Genomic DNA, 15,697 nt, shown 5'->3' with positions numbered 1-15,697 from the left:
CTCTAATGTCGGTCCGCGCTGGGCGCGGGGCGATAAAACAGACGGAACTGGATTTGGAAGCCGTTTCGCAGTCCCAAAAATTGACTGGCGCCGGCGGCAAAGCCCGCCGCTTGCGCCCAGTCGGTTAAATCTTGCGGCTCAAAGCCGAGCCATAAATCACCGCAGGACTCTTTGGCCCAACTTTGCTCATGGCGACATAAATCGGTAATCAATAACACGCCGCCCGGTGCCAATAGCTCAAACACATCGGCAAAAATCGCCTGCGGTGCCGGCACATGGTGCAGCACCATATTGGCGACGGCAAAATCAACGGCGACATGCTGCTGCTCTAGCAGCAGGCTCGTATCGCCCAGCTCACAGTGCACGTTGCTTAACTGCTGCCGCCCGATCGTTGCTTGGGCTTGGGCCAGCATTTGCGGCGAAATATCCACCGCGGTGACCTGCTTAAAACGCCGTGCCAGAGCCGGTAAAAATGCACCTTCGCCGGGGCCGACTTCCAGAGCGTAGCGGCTCTGTCCCTGATAACCAGCGAGCAAATGCTCCAGCGCTTCGCCGTACTGATCGTAAGACGCGATTAAATCTTGCTGTTGCTTAAAGGCATCGGCGTTGCGGGCGAAAAAATCGGCACAGGCACGTGCGCGCTCGGCCAGTACCTGCGCCAAGTTTTGCTGCAGCTGTGGCTCTAGCAGGGCATCGCTGGCATCGATGGCGGCAAAGGTCGCCCGTAGCCAGTGACTCCAGTCGTCATCGCCGCTGAGCAGCGGCCGACGATAAAAAATACTGGTGCCTTCGCGCTGGGTGCTGACCAAACCAGCTTGCGCCAACACTTTAAGGTGATGACTCATACCGGATTGCTTGACGTCAAACACTTGGCTGAGTTCCAGCACACCAAACGAGCCACGACCTAGCAGTTTGAGAATACTCAAACGCAAAGCATCACCTGCCGCCTTTTGAGCTTGCGCTAGGCGTTGGTGGTTCAGTTGGTGGGTGTGTGACTCGACATTCATAGGCCGCAGTGTAGGCGGCTTTTTAATCTATATCAATTTTTTTTGATATAGAGGTTTGGTTCACAGCCTGCAGGCATCGCTGAGCCAACGACTTGGGTGCTGGGCACTAAGTCGGCATACTCAACTGCCCTGCTGCAAACCGAGGAAAAACTCATGTCCCCAGCCGCTGCCAGCCAACCGGCGACGAGCAAAATCCAGGCGATGACCAGCCAATTGCAAACCGCCCTGGCGAGTGTGGTGCAGGCTCAGCCTGAGACCCTGCGTTTGGTGGTGGTGTGCTTATTGTGCCGTGGCCATTTGCTGCTAGAAGATGCACCTGGGTTGGGCAAAACCACCTTGGCCAAAGCGCTGTCGAAAGCCTTGGCGCTGCGTATGAAGCGCATCCAATGCACGCCGGACTTAATGCCTTCCGATATCACGGGTATCAGCGTCTACAACAGCGAGGAGCATCAGTTTCACTTTATGCCGGGTCCGGTGTTCAGCAACCTGGTGCTGGCGGATGAAATCAACCGTGCCACACCACGTACCCAAGCAGCGCTGCTGGAAGCCATGGCCGAGGGCACGGTCAGTGCTGATCGCAAAACCTATCAGCTGCCGAACCCCTTTATGGTGATGGCGACACAAAACCCAGTGGAGTTCAGCGGTACCTTTCCATTGCCAGAAGCGCAGTTGGACCGCTTTTTTATGCGTTTGAGCCTGGGCTACCCCAATGAGGAGCAAGAGGTGGCGATGATGATGGCGCAACAGCAGGGCCACCCACTCGATGCTTTGAAGCCGCTGCTGAACGAAACGACCTTGCTGGCGCTGCAGGCACAAGTCGACAAGGTCACCTTGGCAGAGCCCATGGCGCGTTATATCAGCCAGCTGGTGCGGGCGACGCGCGAGCAGCCTGGGGTAAAACTGGGGGCCAGCCCGCGCGGTTCGCTGGCGTTGATGCAAGCCAGCCGAGCACTGGCCTTGATATCCGGGCGCAAGGCGGTGACGCCGGATGTCATTAAGCCATTGTTAGAGCCCATCTTGGCCCATCGCATTCTATTTCGTGATGCCGCGTTGCAACGCATTGAGGGGCGTCAGGAATTTTGGCAGCAGCTGCTCAGCAGCGTCGCGGTGCCGGATTACGCCAGTGATGACAAGCCTGCTGCCCAGCCTGATAGCGACGCTTATAACAACACCGATCATTCGGCATGAGCCAAGGCAACCTCGAAGCCCAGCTGCGGCCCGTGCTCGATTGGCTCGGACGCTACCTAAACGCCCATCGCTTTTTGTGGCTGATGTCACTGGCGTGTTTTTTGATGGCTTGGAATCGTGGCATTGCACTGCTGTATGGCGGGCTGGCACTCATGTTGGCGTTGATCGCCATCAGCTGGATTTTGCCCTGGTGGGCACTGCGCGGTTTGCAACTACAGCGCCAGCAATGGGGGGAAGCCAACAGCGGTGGCGAGCTGGTGCTGCAATACCACTGTCAGCCGCGCCAAACGCTGTTTTTTGTCAGTATCGAAGAAACCCTGCCAGGCCAGCGCCAGCAGCACTTTATTCCGCGCTTGCAAGCGGGGGCGTTGCGGTTAAGTTACGCCAGCCCGGCGCGGGGCATTTATACCTTGCCGGCACCCACGGTTAGCTGCGCTTGGCCATTTGGCTTTGTGCAGCGGCGGGTGCAATTGCTCAGCCCGGCGTGTCAGGTGCGAGTGCAGCCCAAGGTTCATGCCATTCGCACGCTGCCTCAGCCGTGTGCGGATAACCCCTTGATGGCGGGGGCGGATTCATTGATGAGTCGCGGAGCGCACAGTGAGTTTGCCGGCATTCGCCCTTACCGCGACGGCGATTCGATGAAGCATGTGCACTGGAGCGCTTCGGCGCGGCAGCAGCAGCTGGTGGTGCGCGAGTTCCATAGCTTCGATCAGCCGTCCTGGCTGGTGGTGGTCGATGCCAACGCAGCCAACCAAGTGGGCGATGAGGTGGAGAATACCTTTGAGTTTGCCGTGCAAATAGCGGCATCCATCTTGGAATACGCACGCCAGCAGCAGTTAAGCGCCAGCGTGGTGGTGGGTGGCAGCGAGCGCACACAGCTGAGCATTGACCCCGGGGCGGCAGACATCGGTGATGCCCTGTGGCAGCTGGCGGAAGTGCAGGCCGATGGCTTGCAAGACTACAGTGAGTTGATTGCCACGGCAGTGGCCGAGCGTCAGGAGCCACCGATTGTCGTGACCATTCGCAGCGACCAACACAGTATCCAGCTGCCGCCGTGTGGCGGTCATTTGGACATAGTGTACGCTGCGGCCAGCTTCGATTTGCCCATGGCCAATTACGCTCAAGGCTGGCAGCAGCTGCGCAGTGACCACTGGCAACTGAGGTTGCATCGACTCAGCAAACTGCATCAGGTGTTGTCGTTATGATTGCGCGGCAGGCGGTATTTTTCTGGTTGGCATTACAGCTAGCGGTGGTGACCGGCGGCGCGCTGTCGACCTTATTTGGCGTTGCCATCGGCGTGCCTTTGGGCCTGTTGGCGCTGTTGGCCAACGGCTGGGTGTTACGCCAAGCCTGGCAGCAACGAGACGACATCCGTGCCAACAAGGTGCTGAGTGATGGCCTAGCAGCGGGCGGTTTAATGGCTTTTCTGGCCTTGCTATTCACGCTGGGGCTGCTGGAGGCATTAAGCGTTTTGCTGATCATGATTCAGCTGGCTTTGAGTGCCATGACCCAACGTTACCGGCAGTTTTATTTGCTGCAGTTGGTGAGCTTTGTGCTGTTGCTGACCGGTGCGGCGGAAGCCACCAGCGGCGGCTATTTGCTGGTGATGCTGGCGTTCTGCATTTTGGCTGCCTTTTCGCTCAGTGAAGCTTGGCTCGATCGTGGTGAGAGCCAACGGCAGGTGGTGGGCCCCGGCATACGGCCACGGCTTAAGGTCAGTGCCTTGGTCATGTTGCTGGCGTTTGCCTTTTATTTATTGGTGCCGCGTCTGGCGCCACTGAATTGGGGTGGCCAGCAGTCTTCCAGTCCTGACTTTTACCACGATGAGCAGTGGCAATCTCAGGCTCGAGACACGCCGCCCAGTGATGAGGGCAAGCAGTATAAATCGCCACAGGAGCGCAGCAGCCAAGAAGGCTATCAGGAGCTAAACCAGATCAGTGAGCTGTCGGACTTTGGCGATGATTATAGCTACGATGGCTTTAACGAGCAGTTTGATATTCGCGACGGTGAACGCAGTGGCGCCGTTGATCTCAATGCCATCGTCGCGCGCATGAAAGCCAGCCGCGGTGCGTATTTGAAAGTACGCAGCTTTGACACCTTTGACGGCATTCGCTGGTCGTCCAGCAGCGAGGATATTTCTCGCAAGCTGCGCACCGACAACAGCGGCAAGGTACAGCTGCGCGCCGGTGAAGGCAGCTTCCTGCAGGTGATCGAAATCGAGCAGCCGATGCCTGCTTGGCTGCCCGTGGCGCCTGACCCCGTCACTTTGTGGCTGCCGGCCAGCTCGGTGGCCTTGGATCAATATGGTCATCCGCTGCTGCCCGCCACCTTGACGCCGGGCACGCGCTACAGCGTGCGCTCCAGCGATGAGCGCCGCGATGGCCGGCCGCTATCCAACAGTGCTGGGCCTGATGATTTTGATTTGCAGTTGCCGAACGGTTTTGACCCGCGCATTCGCCGCCTGGCGCGTGAGGTCACGCAAGCTGGGCAATCGCCCTATCAGCGCGCGGTGTTGCTGGAGCAGCATTTGCGCAGCGAATACGACTACAGCTTTGAGTCGATTTTACAGTCCCAGGGCGAAACGCCATTGAATCGCTTTTTGTTCGAAGACAAGCGCGGCCATTGCGAATATTTTGCCAGCGCCATGACCATCATGCTGCGCAGCCTGAACATTCCGGCACGCTTGGTGACCGGCTTTAGCGCCACCAGCCAAAACCCGCTAACCGGCTACTTTGAGATTCGTGCCATTGACGGCCATGCCTGGACCGAAGCCTGGATCGACGGCCAATGGGTCACCTTTGAGCCAACGGCGTATTATCAACTGCCGCGTCCGCAGCCCAGCGCGTTTGCCGGTGAGCAACTGCAGCAATACGCAGAAGACATTGCCCGGCGCAGCCAAGTCGCTGAGGGCGACTGGTCGTTGGCCGCCATGCTCAGTGGTCTGTGGATGCTGATTTACAGCGCCTTGATCATGCTGCTGGCGGCGGTTAAGTGGCTTATTTTAGGTTTATGGCCGCTGTGGCTGCTGCTGACGCTGTTGGCCTGCGTCGCTTATTGGCAGCGCTCGCGCTGGTGGCCTTTAGCGCAAGCTCATTACAGCCGCTGGTGCATTGAGCGCTATCAACCGCAGCAAGCAGAGCAAGCCTGGCCGTTTTACGTTTATCACTTGCAACGCATCGGCCTCTATCACGGTGTGACGCGTCAGCCGCAGCAAGGCATTGAAGCTTGGGCGCAGCAACTGCCTTCTAAGGCTTTGCAGCAATTGGCGCAGGGGGTGTGTGAGCAGCTTTATCACCATCAACCTATGGCGCTGGCGCAACTGCAGCAGTGGGCACAAGAGGCGGCGCAGGAGTTGCTGCAGCGACCTGGGGATAAGTCATAAACTATAAGTTTGGTTGAATTTATTGATTTCTACAATAAAGGTGGGCGGCGTACTCTGAATGAGTCCATTACACGGAGAGCCGTTATGAACCTTATTGAAGTCATCTTTCACCAGCTGCTGAACCCACCTGGCCATGCGTTACAGCCGCAGCGCCGTAGCCAGTGCAATTACGATAACGATTACTACGGCGATCGTATGTGTCGTTGAACATGCCAGAGCGTGAGAAGCCGAGCTGAGCCGATCGTGGGGTGGCAATTGCGTAGATATAAAAAAATCCAGTGACGCAAACGCTACTGGATTTTTGTCAGGCTAATCTGAGGCCAACCGTTTACGCGAATCGCATGGAGCCTAAGTCTGCCTTTTAATTAGGCCTATCGCTGCTTACAGAGGAACGATGTTCTCTGCCTGAGGGCCTTTGGCGCCTTGAGTCACGGTGAACTCAACATCTTGGCCTTCAGTCAGGGTTTTGAAGCCTGAACCGACAATGGCTTTGAAGTGTGCGAACACATCAGGGCCAGACTCTTGCTCGATAAAACCAAAACCTTTGGTCTCATTGAACCACTTAACTTTACCTTTCACTGTGTTAGACATAACAGTCATCCTGTATCAAAAATATAAAAAGTGCCAAAACTGGCGTAACGCTTAGAAATTTAGGACGGAACTTAGAAACTGCAGGACGGTGTATTACGAATAAAACAGCGAAGTGTAGGATATAAATTGGAGTCTTTTCTCTAGCTGCAATCACCATACGCTTGCAGCAGCTTGGCGTCTATATATTTCGCTGTTTATTTTCATACTGGCTCACGGCTGTGATATTGGCGATACTGTATGGATGTACACGTAAAGTGATTTGCCATGCGTTTGTTTATCGCCGAAAAGCCCAGCTTGGGGCGTGCCATTGCTGCGGTGCTGCCCAAACCGCACAAGCAAGAAGACGGTTGTATCAGAGCCGCCAATGGCGACGTGGTGAGCTGGTGCATTGGCCATTTGCTCGAGCAGGCGGAGCCTGAAGCCTATAACCCGAGCTTTAAGCAGTGGCGTTTGGATGTTTTGCCCATCGTGCCGCAGCAATGGCAGCTGCAACCCAAAGCCAATACTCGCAAGCAGCTTAGTGTGTTGCGCAAGCTGGTTAAACAAGCCGACCAGTTGGTTCATGCCGGCGACCCTGATCGTGAGGGCCAGCTACTGGTCGATGAAGTGATTAATTATCTGCGGGTGAGCAAATCTAAACAGCAGGCTATGCAGCGCCTGTTAGTCAGTGACTTGAATCCCGCCGCGGTTAAAAAAGCACTGCAGCAATTACGCAGCAATCGTGAGTTCTTACCGCTGTCAGTCTCGGCTTTGGCGCGCAGTCGCGCCGATTGGCTGTATGGCATTAATCTCACGCGTGCCTGCACGGTTCGTGGTCAGCAAGCCGGTATGCGCCAGGTGCTGTCGGTTGGGCGGGTGCAAACACCGGTGCTGGGGCTGGTGGTGCGCCGTGATCAAGACATTGAGCAGTTTACCAGCAGGCCGTTTTATCAATTGCGTGCGGCCATTCACCTAGACGCACAGCAGCCACTGAGCTTTTACGCCGTGTGGCAGCCAAGCGAAGCCTGTGTGGACCATCAGGATGAAGACGGGCGCGTCCTCAACCCTAAGCTGGTGGCCAATGTTGCCAGCCGTATACGCCAGCAGCCGGCGCAGATTAAAGACTCACAGCAACAACAAAAGCAGCAGCCTCCGCCTTTGCCTTATAACTTGTCGGCCTTGCAAGTCGATGCCGGCAAAGCCTTTGGTTTATCGGCAAAGCAAGTGTTAGATACGTGTCAGGCTTTATATGAAAAGCACCAGCTCATTACTTACCCTCGGTCGGACTGTCGCTATTTACCGGTAGAGCATTGGTCTCAGGGCAGCTCCATTGGCAATGCCATCGCCCTCACTGCTGATGAGCTCAAGCAAGCCTGCGCTGGAGCTGATTGGCAGCGGCGTTCAAAAGCCTGGAACGATGCCAAAGTGGGCGCTCATCACGCCATTATACCGACGGCGAAAGGAATGCAGGGTGGGCGTTTAAATCAGCTTGAGCAGCGAGTGTATTTGCTGATAGCGCGTCAGTACTTGATGCAGTTTTATCCACCACATCGCTATTGTCAGCGCCACATCGACGTCGATATTCAGGGCGGACTGTTTCGAGCTAACGAGCGTTATACCTTGGCGCTAGGCTGGAAAGAACTGCTGCCGAGCGCGAAAGAGGCAACTGTGGCTCAGCAGGCTGTGCTGCCAGATGTTCAGCCAGGACAAGCGGTGTGGAGCGGTGAACCTGAAATAGACGAAAAGCACACCGAGCCACCGAAGGCCTTTTCTGATGCCAGCTTGCTGGCCGCGATGACGGGGATCGGCCGCTTTGTGCAAGATCCTGAGTTGCGCAAGGTGCTGCGAGAAACCGACGGCTTGGGCACGGAAGCCACCCGGGCCGGCATCATCGAGCTGTTGTTCAACCGTGGCTTTTTACAACGCCAGGGCAAAAGCATACATGCGACGGCGCTTGGCAAAGCCATGGTACAGGCACTACCACAAGCCACGACTGTGCCGGATATGACCGCACAATGGGAGCGGCAGCTTAACGACATCAGCCAGCGTCAACTGAGCTACCAACAATTTATGCAGCCACTAGAGCTGCAACTTCAGCGCTTGGTGAACGATGCCAGCCAGCTCGACACTCAGGTCTTTCGTGATTTGCCTGCGGCGCCTGCCAAGCGCCGTGCGCGGCGAACTAAAAGCCGAGGTAAACAAAAGTAAGGTAGGCCGTATGCTGCACGCTACGGGCGACCAAGGGGCTGTCTTGCAGTGTTTGATCTAACCACTCGGCACGATACTTAAAGCGCATTTGCCAGTACTCAGTGAACGGCCACATCAACTGCATGCCAACTAACGGGTTGCTGGCGGCTTGGGTTTCGTACACAGGTAAATCGGCGCTGGCATGCTGCTTCTCGATACCAAACACACTTTGGCTGTAACTTTGGCTCAGCCAACGAGCACCGGCAAACCATTGCGATTTGGGCGTAAAGCGCCCGGGCCAAGCATACAGGGTGCGAGTCAACATCAACTCTGCTGTGGTGCCATCCGAGTGCCCGGATATGTCTTGCGCGATGTTTAAAGAGAGTGAATGCCATTGCGCGCCGAGATTTGCGGTGACCTCTAAATCACCGCCATCAAAACCGTCATAGCGTTCGTCATCGGCATCGCCCCAGATATCGCTGTTCACGCTTTCGTCGCGCAAACCGATGCCCGAACTTAAGCTGCCGTTGCTGCCTTGCCAGCGGTAAGTAATGAGACCATCCCCGGTCCCTAACTCCCAGCCACCGTAGCGAGCACTGAACATGGGCACATTGCGCTGATGTGTTTCTTGCTGATGCCACGGTGCTTTGCGCACCAGGCTGGCGCCTCCCAGTTCGTACTGCCACTGCTGCGTAGAAGTATGCGCAGGCCCAGCCAGCAGATCCAGGCTTAGCCACCACAGTAGTAATAGTCGCCAGTGCTTCATGGTCAATCCTGATTCAGTCGAGAAGAAGGGTCATGATGACGCGCGAGCAACGGCACTCTCATGTGGCAAATGTCACGACAGCGCATGACATTTGCCCTATTCTGCTGCTTTGGTTTGGCCGGCATAGTGAGCTGCAGAAACGTATGAATCAGGAGCATGACGCCCTGTTTAAGTGGATGGATTTTGTACTTGCTGCACTGACGATCGGCTGCATTGCCGGCTTGTTGTTGTATTTGTGGTTTACCAGTGCCAGTAGCCCAGCCCTGATACAACCAACGTTGCCATGGGTGACCGTGGCGTTGTTTACTCTCAACTGGCTAGCCAACTTGCATTTGCGCTTGCCGCACATCAAACGGCGTGCCGATATGCCCGCCAGTTTAGTTCTGGCAGCCGTGTCAGCCATCTTGTTGATGTTGATGTTTGCTCCCGGCGTGTGCGCCATCTTATGGTTGTTGGTCGTTGGACAAATGCCGCGCTACCTCTCATTGCGCACCAGCGCCTTGGCGGCGATTGTGATTCCGCTGCTGATTGGTGGGTATCACTGGCTCGGGTTTGGCGATCCCTACGCGATGATCAATGTCGGTTTGTATACGCTGTTCAACCTGTTCGTGCTGTATCTGAGTGTGACGCTGGAGTCGGAAAAGCAGGCGAGGGCGCAAGCGTCGCGCCTGGTGGCCGAGTTAACCGCGACACAAGAGCTACTGGCGTCGACCAGCAAGCGCGACGAACGCCTGCGCATTGCTCGCGAGTTGCATGATTTGTCGGGGCACCACCTCGCGGCGTTAAGTTTGCAACTGGAAATTGCCCGCCATACCGAAGGTGCTCAACATGATGGTGCGTTACAGCGTGCCGGCGTGATTGCTCATTTGCTGCTGAGTGAGTTGCGCGACACGGTTTCCACCTTTCGTGAACATCGTGGCTTGGATATTCGCACCGCCTTGCAGACCTTGGTTCGAAGTTGGCCAAGGCCACAAGTGTGGCTGCAAATCGACCCCAAGCTACGCCCTGATGACGTGCGCTTGGCAGAAACTTTGTTGCGCTGCGTGCAGGAGGCGATGACCAACATGGTGCGCCACAGTCATGCCAGTCGAGCAGTGATCAACATCAAGCTGGTGGAAAACCGAGTGCAAATGACTCTGATCGACAACGGCGGCTGCAAACAATTGCCGCGCCCGGGCAATGGGCTGAAGGGCATGCAAGAGCGGGTCGAGGCGTTACAGGGCAGTTTGACGATGAGCCTCACAGACAGTGGGCTGCAGTTGTGTATCGAATTACCGTTAGATAATGGACTGGTGGTGTGATCAAGATTGTCTTGGTGGAAGATCAACAGCTGGTGCGCGAAGGCATCAGTACCCTGCTGCAGCTGCGACCTGGCTATCAGGTGGTCGCGACTGCGGAAGATGGCCGCATTGGTCTGGATATGATTCAACGTCACCAACCGGATTTGGTGCTACTGGATATACGCATGCCCGTCATGGGCGGCATCGAAGTGCTGGCCGCACTGCAACAACAACGGCATCACTTGCCGGTGTTGGTTCTTACCACCTTTGATGACCATGAGCTGGTGCGCCAGTGCATTGAACTTGGGGCGAAAGGGTATTTGCGCAAAGACGTCGGCTTGGATGAGCTGTTAGCGGCGATAGACACCCTGCATGCTGGGGGCGAATGGCTGCAGCCGGCATTAACGCAGCGGATTCAGCGCTACCAGCAGTCGCAACGAAACACGCTGTCACCGGCCGTTAAGCTAACTACAGCCGAGGTGCGGGTTTTGCGCTTGGTGGCCGCAGGTCACAGCAATCAGGAAATAGCCAGAGCTTTACATCGTGCACCAGGCACCGTGCGTAATCAGGTGTCGGCAATATTAGAAAAACTGGAAGCCCGTGACCGCACTCAAGCGGTCTTACGGGCGATAGATCAAGGGTTAATTTAGACTCTGAAGCGCGACAGATTGCCAGCAATATTGGTGCTGAGGCTATGCAGCTGGCCGGACTGGTTCATGGCCTCTGCCACGTTGCCGGCCAGATCATCGGAGGCAGTCTGGATGGCGGTGGCGATGCGGCTGATCTCCTCAGTCGCGGCATGCTGCTCGCGAGAGGCATTGGCGATGTTTTGTGAACGTTCGGATATATCGCTCAGAGCCTCGGCAATGACCGACAGGCTTTGCGTTACTTGAGCAGCACTTTCGGCCGTTTCTCCGGTTAATGCTTTGCTGGTCTCCATGATGTTGACCGCGCTTTGACTGTGTTGCTTGAGGTTGTCGATCATTTCCTGGATTTCACCGGTGGCTTCGTGGGTGCGCTGCGACAGCGTGCGCACTTCATCGGCAACCACGGCGAAACCGCGACCTTGCTCACCCGCGCGGGCGGCTTCGATAGCAGCATTTAACGCCAACAAGTTGGTCTGCTCGGCAATGCCCTGAATGGTGGCCAAAATACCAGTGATTTGCTGGGCTTGCTCATCCAGCTGGTTGATAACGCCAGTGGCATCGTCGATCTGGCTGGTTAGGCGTGTCATGCGGCGCTTGTTCTCTTCGGCATTGTCCATGCCGGACTGGCCCTCTTCCGTGGCATTTTGCGCCGCTCCGGCGGTATCCGAGGCGTTGGAAGCGACCTCAGACGACGTTGACGACAACTCGTTGACGGCCACCGCAACCTGGCTGATCTCTGTTTGCTGTACTTGTACCGCCTGATTGTTTTCCTCGGCATTGTTGCGTGCCGAACTGGACAGGCTATCTAGCTCTCGCGATGACTCCATACTTTGCGATACCAGATCATGTATCGAACTGACAAACACATTGAAGGAATGGCTTAGAGCACCAATTTCGTCGTTACGCTCAACGACTAAGCGTTTAGTTAAATCCGCTTCACCTTGGGCAATGTCAGACATGGCCACACTTAAATTGGCCAAGGGCCGCAGCAAGCGCGAGATAATGACGCCGGTAATGACAGTGACAATGATGATGGTGAGAATGCCCGTCACCCAACTGGACCAGCGCAATGCAGATAAGCTGGCATAGGCTTCTTTTTCGGGCGCGACCAACAGCAGTTGCCAATCGGTGCCATCAATGGGGTACAAACCCAAGAGACTGGTGTGATCACCAAACTCAGCGGTCACAATGCTACCTGCCTGCAAGCGAGTACCTGACCCCATCATGCTGCTGACCGGTTTGCCCAGCAGGTCTTCATCCGGATGGACCATGAACTTTTGTTCGGCATTAAGCAAAGCGGCATAGCCATGCTCGCCAAGGTCAATGTCTAACACTTGATTGACTACTGCCGTTAACGCGACGTCCCCTGCCAACACCCCATTATTAGTGGGTTGAGCAAAGGTAATAACAATTTCGCCAGTGCTGGCATCTACATATGGCGCGGTAATGACCTGTCGGCCTTGCTGGCGAGCCAGCTTGTACCAAGGCCGCACTCTGGGGTCATAGTCGGCTGGCAGTTCGTCATCGGGGCGCATCACCATGCCACCATCTTGAGTCCCGAGATACAAATACATAAAGTCGCCGGCGCGTTGACCTTGGGCGACAATATCGGTAGGGCTTAGGTTGCTGTTTAAGGAGGCGACTGCAGCCGACACCACCTGGCCTTTGCTTTTAATCCAGTGGCTAACAAAGCTGCCGGTCTTTTCACCTGTGATACGAATCCGTTCGCTGATCTCCTCCGACAGGCTGTTGCGCGCTTGCTGATAACTAAACAAGCTGCTGAGCGCTAGTAGCAACAGAATGGTGCCACCGACGGCCAGCATTAGCTGTCGACGAATGCTCATGTTCTTCATTATTACGTCCTCGTACCTTGTCATCGTAGAGCTTAGATGAAATCCATCGGCACGAATCCTTGCTGCGTTAATTGTCAGCACTTCGAACAATGAGAGTTGGTAATTTAGCGGCTGGTGCCCTCGGCAATGACCTCGCCGTTTTGCCACAGCTTCCAGTCGCCGGGCTGGTAGAGCGTCCATTGCTCGTCGGAGGTCAGTGGTTCGGTGGCAATGATACTGACCACGTCTTTGGGCGTTGTTTCAGCGGCAAAATCAATGCTGACTTCGGCGTCGCACAAGCGGGCCGGGCCAAAGGGCGCGCGGCGGGTAATGCAGGCCATTTTGCTGCTGCAATAGCTGAACAGCCAATCGCCATTGCTCAGCAAGCAGTTAAAAACGCCTTGCTGGCGGTAGCTGTCCGCCAGGTTAACCAACACCTCAGTGAGCTGTTGCGGCATGGCATCACGCGGCACAGCCTGGCGCACCTGATTCATTAAATCGCAAAAAATGTCTTCGCTGTCGGTATCGCCCACGGGCTCATACATGCCGATCCGGCGGCTGAACTGTTTGAGCTGACCGTTGTGAGCAAAGACCCAGTAGCGCCCCCACAGTTCGCGCACAAATGGGTGCGTGTTGGCGAGGTTAATATCGCCGACATTGGCTTGGCGAATATGGCAGATCGCAGTTTTACTTTTAATCGGATGCTGTTGCACCAACTCGGCAATGCGCGAAGAGGCACTGGGCTCAGGGTCATGAAACGAGCGCACGCCTTTGCCTTCGTAAAAACTCACCCCCCAGCCATCTTTGTGTGGGCCGGTGGCACCACCGCGACGGGTCAGGCCGGTAAAGCTAAAACATAAATCCGTGGGAGTATTGGCACTCATGCCAAGAAGTTCACACATGGAGCGGCTGCCATTGGTTGGTTTTGACGGTAGACTTGCCATTTTATGGAACCAACGAGGGCTTGGAAATGAAGGAATTAAAATGGATGACGCCAGTGGTGCTGGCGGTGGCCGTTGCGGCCTGCGGTGGTTCTGGCGGCGACAGCAGCCAGCGCGCCCCGCGCGTCGAGGTCAGCTTTCAGGATGGCATCAAAGGCCCGCAAGCGGCACCTGAACTGAAAAATGTAGAGATCACAACGGATGCCACGGTGGAGTACAACTCTCACGTGACGGGCAGCATTGGTCAAGACAGCGAGCTAGTGATCAGTTTCGTGGCACCAGAGGATAAGACTACCTTGGTGCGCTTAACCGGCTCAGCCCCTGATGCCGATCTAGACGTTGAAGGCACTGGCGTTGATATGACGTCCGCCTGGCTTGATACCTCGAATGAAATGCTGGTGTTTGAGGCCGTGGGCGGTCGTCAATACAGCGTGACGGTATCTAGTGAGGAAGGCAGCGGTGATTTTGCCTTGACCATTGTGGAAGCCAACCGCAGCAGTGCTGGCTTGAGCAGCCACGAATATTTGCTGGAGTTGGAAAACAGGGATAAATCCGAATGCACCGAGACCGGTGAAGAGGACAGTGGTGGCGAGGCAGTCTCTGTTGCTTACCAGGTTATTAGCTGGAAACGTGGTTACATCTATTGGGGCAAAGAAAAGCTGCCGTTTAAGTCGACGGATGGCAATACATTTACAACATCTATAAGTAAGTCTGAAAACGTCGATGGCTTGAACTTTAGCGAGGACTTCAATCACAATCTCTCTGTCACGAATGCTGGCAAGGTCTCTGGTAAAGGTGGCTCTGTCTACGAAGAAGTCAGTGACGACGGGACCTACCAATATCGCTGTGTTTATGAATACACTCTAAGCGGTGACGTCATCCTATAAATAAAAAACCCCGCAGAAGCGGGGTTTTTTATGGCTACTTACTTCACCAGCGTCTGCCACTCTGGCTTATAGTCACGCTTGCCGGTGACTTGGTCAAAGTAGAGGGTTTGCAGTTGCTCGGTGAGCGGGCCGCGGCGGCCTTCACCAATAATACGGCCATCAAGGGATTGAATCGGCAGCACTTCAGCCGCGGTACCGGTAAAGAAGGCTTCATCAGCGATGTAAACTTCGTCACGCGTAATGCGTTTCTCTTGCACCGTATAACCGAGGTTGTGGGCAAACTCCATAATGGTTTTACGAGTGATGCCGTCGAGGCACGAGGTCAGCTCCGGGGTGTAAATCACACCGTCGCGAATGACAAAAATATTCTCACCTGAGCCTTCAGCAACGTAGCCTTCGTTGTCCAGCAGCAAGGCCTCTTCACAGCCACTGTCGATGGCTTCGCGCAGTGCCAACATAGAGTTAATGTAGTTGCCGTTGGCCTTGGCTTTACACATGGTGATGTTGACGTGATGACGAGTGTACGACGACGTGCGAATGCGAATGCCTTGGGTTTTGGCTTCTTCACCCATGTACGCTGGCCATTCCCAGGCGGCGACCATGACGTGCACTTTTAAGTTGTCGGCGCGCAGCCCCATGCCTTCGCTGCCGTAAAACACCATGGGGCGAATGTAGGCGCTGTCGAGATTGTTCTCACGCACCGCAGCACGCTGCGCTTCGTTAATTTCTTCTTTGGTATACGGCATTTGAATGCCGAGAATGTGGGCGGAGCGGAACAGGCGGTCGGTGTGTTCCTGCAAACGGAAAATCGCCGCACCCTGATCGGTCTCATACGCCCGCACACCTTCAAAAACGCCCATACCATAATGCAGGGTGTGAGTTAGCACGTGGACTTTGGCATCGCGCCAGTCAACCAACTCTCCGTCTAACCAGATCAGACCGTCGCGGTCCGCCATGGAAGGTAGCATATCGACCTCTTTCTACACTGTTGGCCGCCATTGCCGGCAGCC

Annotated in this window: 14 protein-coding genes; 8 read left to right on the top strand and 6 right to left on the bottom strand. The window is 55.5% G+C overall.

Going from position 1 to position 15,697, the window contains the following annotated elements:
* Positions 1–2: 2 nt before the first annotated feature.
* The gene (locus IE090_RS13605; protein WP_189388947.1) at positions 3–1,007 is read right to left on the bottom strand and encodes an ArsR/SmtB family transcription factor; all 1,005 of its coding nucleotides are present in this window, start codon (positions 1,005–1,007) and stop codon (positions 3–5) included.
* 153 nt (positions 1,008–1,160) lie between these two features.
* Between IE090_RS13605 and IE090_RS13600 the strand changes: the two genes are divergently transcribed.
* The 4 genes from IE090_RS13600 to IE090_RS17950 all read left to right on the top strand — a co-directional run bounded on the left by IE090_RS13600 (position 1,161) and on the right by IE090_RS17950 (position 5,784).
* Positions 1,161–2,195: an AAA family ATPase gene (locus tag IE090_RS13600; protein WP_189388946.1), complete on the top strand. Its 1,035-nt coding sequence runs from the start codon at positions 1,161–1,163 to the stop codon at positions 2,193–2,195.
* Positions 2,192–3,400: a DUF58 domain-containing protein gene (locus tag IE090_RS13595; protein WP_189388945.1), complete on the top strand. Its 1,209-nt coding sequence runs from the start codon at positions 2,192–2,194 to the stop codon at positions 3,398–3,400. Before IE090_RS13600 ends, IE090_RS13595 begins: the two co-directional genes overlap by 4 nt.
* Positions 3,397–5,577: a transglutaminase TgpA family protein gene (locus tag IE090_RS13590; RefSeq protein WP_189388944.1), complete on the top strand. Its 2,181-nt coding sequence runs from the start codon at positions 3,397–3,399 to the stop codon at positions 5,575–5,577. The genes IE090_RS13595 and IE090_RS13590 overlap by 4 nt, the downstream gene beginning before the upstream one ends.
* 84 nt (positions 5,578–5,661) lie before the next feature.
* Positions 5,662–5,784 (top strand): hypothetical protein, encoded by a 123-nt coding sequence (locus IE090_RS17950; RefSeq protein WP_268247124.1) that lies wholly within the window; start codon positions 5,662–5,664, stop codon positions 5,782–5,784.
* 174 nt (positions 5,785–5,958) lie between these two features.
* Here the strand turns inward: IE090_RS17950 and IE090_RS13585 are convergent, their stop codons facing one another.
* On the bottom strand, positions 5,959–6,168 hold the full coding sequence (locus tag IE090_RS13585; RefSeq protein WP_189388943.1) for a cold-shock protein: 210 nt from the start codon (positions 6,166–6,168) through the stop codon (positions 5,959–5,961).
* Positions 6,169–6,432: 264 nt separating this feature from the next.
* On the opposite strand from IE090_RS13585, the gene IE090_RS13580 reads away from it, so the two are divergent.
* Positions 6,433–8,355, top strand: a complete 1,923-nt coding sequence (locus tag IE090_RS13580) for a DNA topoisomerase III (RefSeq protein ID WP_189388942.1) — start codon at positions 6,433–6,435, stop codon at positions 8,353–8,355.
* Here IE090_RS13580 and IE090_RS13575 read toward each other — a convergent pair.
* On the bottom strand, positions 8,330–9,100 hold the full coding sequence (locus tag IE090_RS13575) for a MipA/OmpV family protein (protein WP_189388941.1): 771 nt from the start codon (positions 9,098–9,100) through the stop codon (positions 8,330–8,332). The two genes, IE090_RS13580 and IE090_RS13575, sit on opposite strands and share 26 nt — an antisense overlap.
* A 143-nt stretch (positions 9,101–9,243) precedes the next feature.
* On the opposite strand from IE090_RS13575, the gene IE090_RS13570 reads away from it, so the two are divergent.
* Both IE090_RS13570 and IE090_RS13565 read left to right on the top strand, forming a co-directional pair.
* Complete coding sequence (locus tag IE090_RS13570) at positions 9,244–10,401, top strand: sensor histidine kinase (RefSeq protein WP_189388940.1); 1,158 nt, start codon at positions 9,244–9,246, stop codon at positions 10,399–10,401.
* Positions 10,398–11,030 (top strand): response regulator transcription factor, encoded by a 633-nt coding sequence (locus IE090_RS13565; protein ID WP_189388939.1) that lies wholly within the window; start codon positions 10,398–10,400, stop codon positions 11,028–11,030. The genes IE090_RS13570 and IE090_RS13565 overlap by 4 nt, the downstream gene beginning before the upstream one ends.
* On the opposite strand, the gene IE090_RS13560 is transcribed toward IE090_RS13565, so the two are convergent.
* Complete coding sequence (locus tag IE090_RS13560) at positions 11,027–12,880, bottom strand: methyl-accepting chemotaxis protein (RefSeq protein WP_189388938.1); 1,854 nt, start codon at positions 12,878–12,880, stop codon at positions 11,027–11,029. The two genes, IE090_RS13565 and IE090_RS13560, sit on opposite strands and share 4 nt — an antisense overlap.
* Positions 12,881–12,984: 104 nt before the next feature.
* The gene (locus tag IE090_RS13555) at positions 12,985–13,761 is read right to left on the bottom strand and encodes a class II glutamine amidotransferase (protein WP_189388937.1); all 777 of its coding nucleotides are present in this window, start codon (positions 13,759–13,761) and stop codon (positions 12,985–12,987) included.
* A gap of 68 nt (positions 13,762–13,829) precedes the next feature.
* Between IE090_RS13555 and IE090_RS13550 the strand changes: the two genes are divergently transcribed.
* Positions 13,830–14,687 carry a hypothetical protein gene (locus IE090_RS13550; RefSeq protein WP_189388935.1) on the top strand — a complete coding sequence of 286 codons (858 nt, stop codon included), beginning with the start codon at positions 13,830–13,832 and terminating at the stop codon, positions 14,685–14,687.
* 38 nt (positions 14,688–14,725) lie between these two features.
* On the opposite strand, the gene IE090_RS13545 is transcribed toward IE090_RS13550, so the two are convergent.
* On the bottom strand, positions 14,726–15,655 hold the full coding sequence (locus tag IE090_RS13545; protein ID WP_189388933.1) for a branched-chain amino acid transaminase: 930 nt from the start codon (positions 15,653–15,655) through the stop codon (positions 14,726–14,728).
* Between the last annotated feature and the right edge of the window lie 42 nt (positions 15,656–15,697).

The organism is Bacterioplanes sanyensis (assembly GCF_014652515.1).
Lineage (GTDB): Bacteria > Pseudomonadota > Gammaproteobacteria > Pseudomonadales > Oceanobacteraceae > Bacterioplanes > Bacterioplanes sanyensis.
Note: the sequence above shows the minus strand (reverse complement) of the source record. Positions and strands in the feature narration are given on the sequence as shown.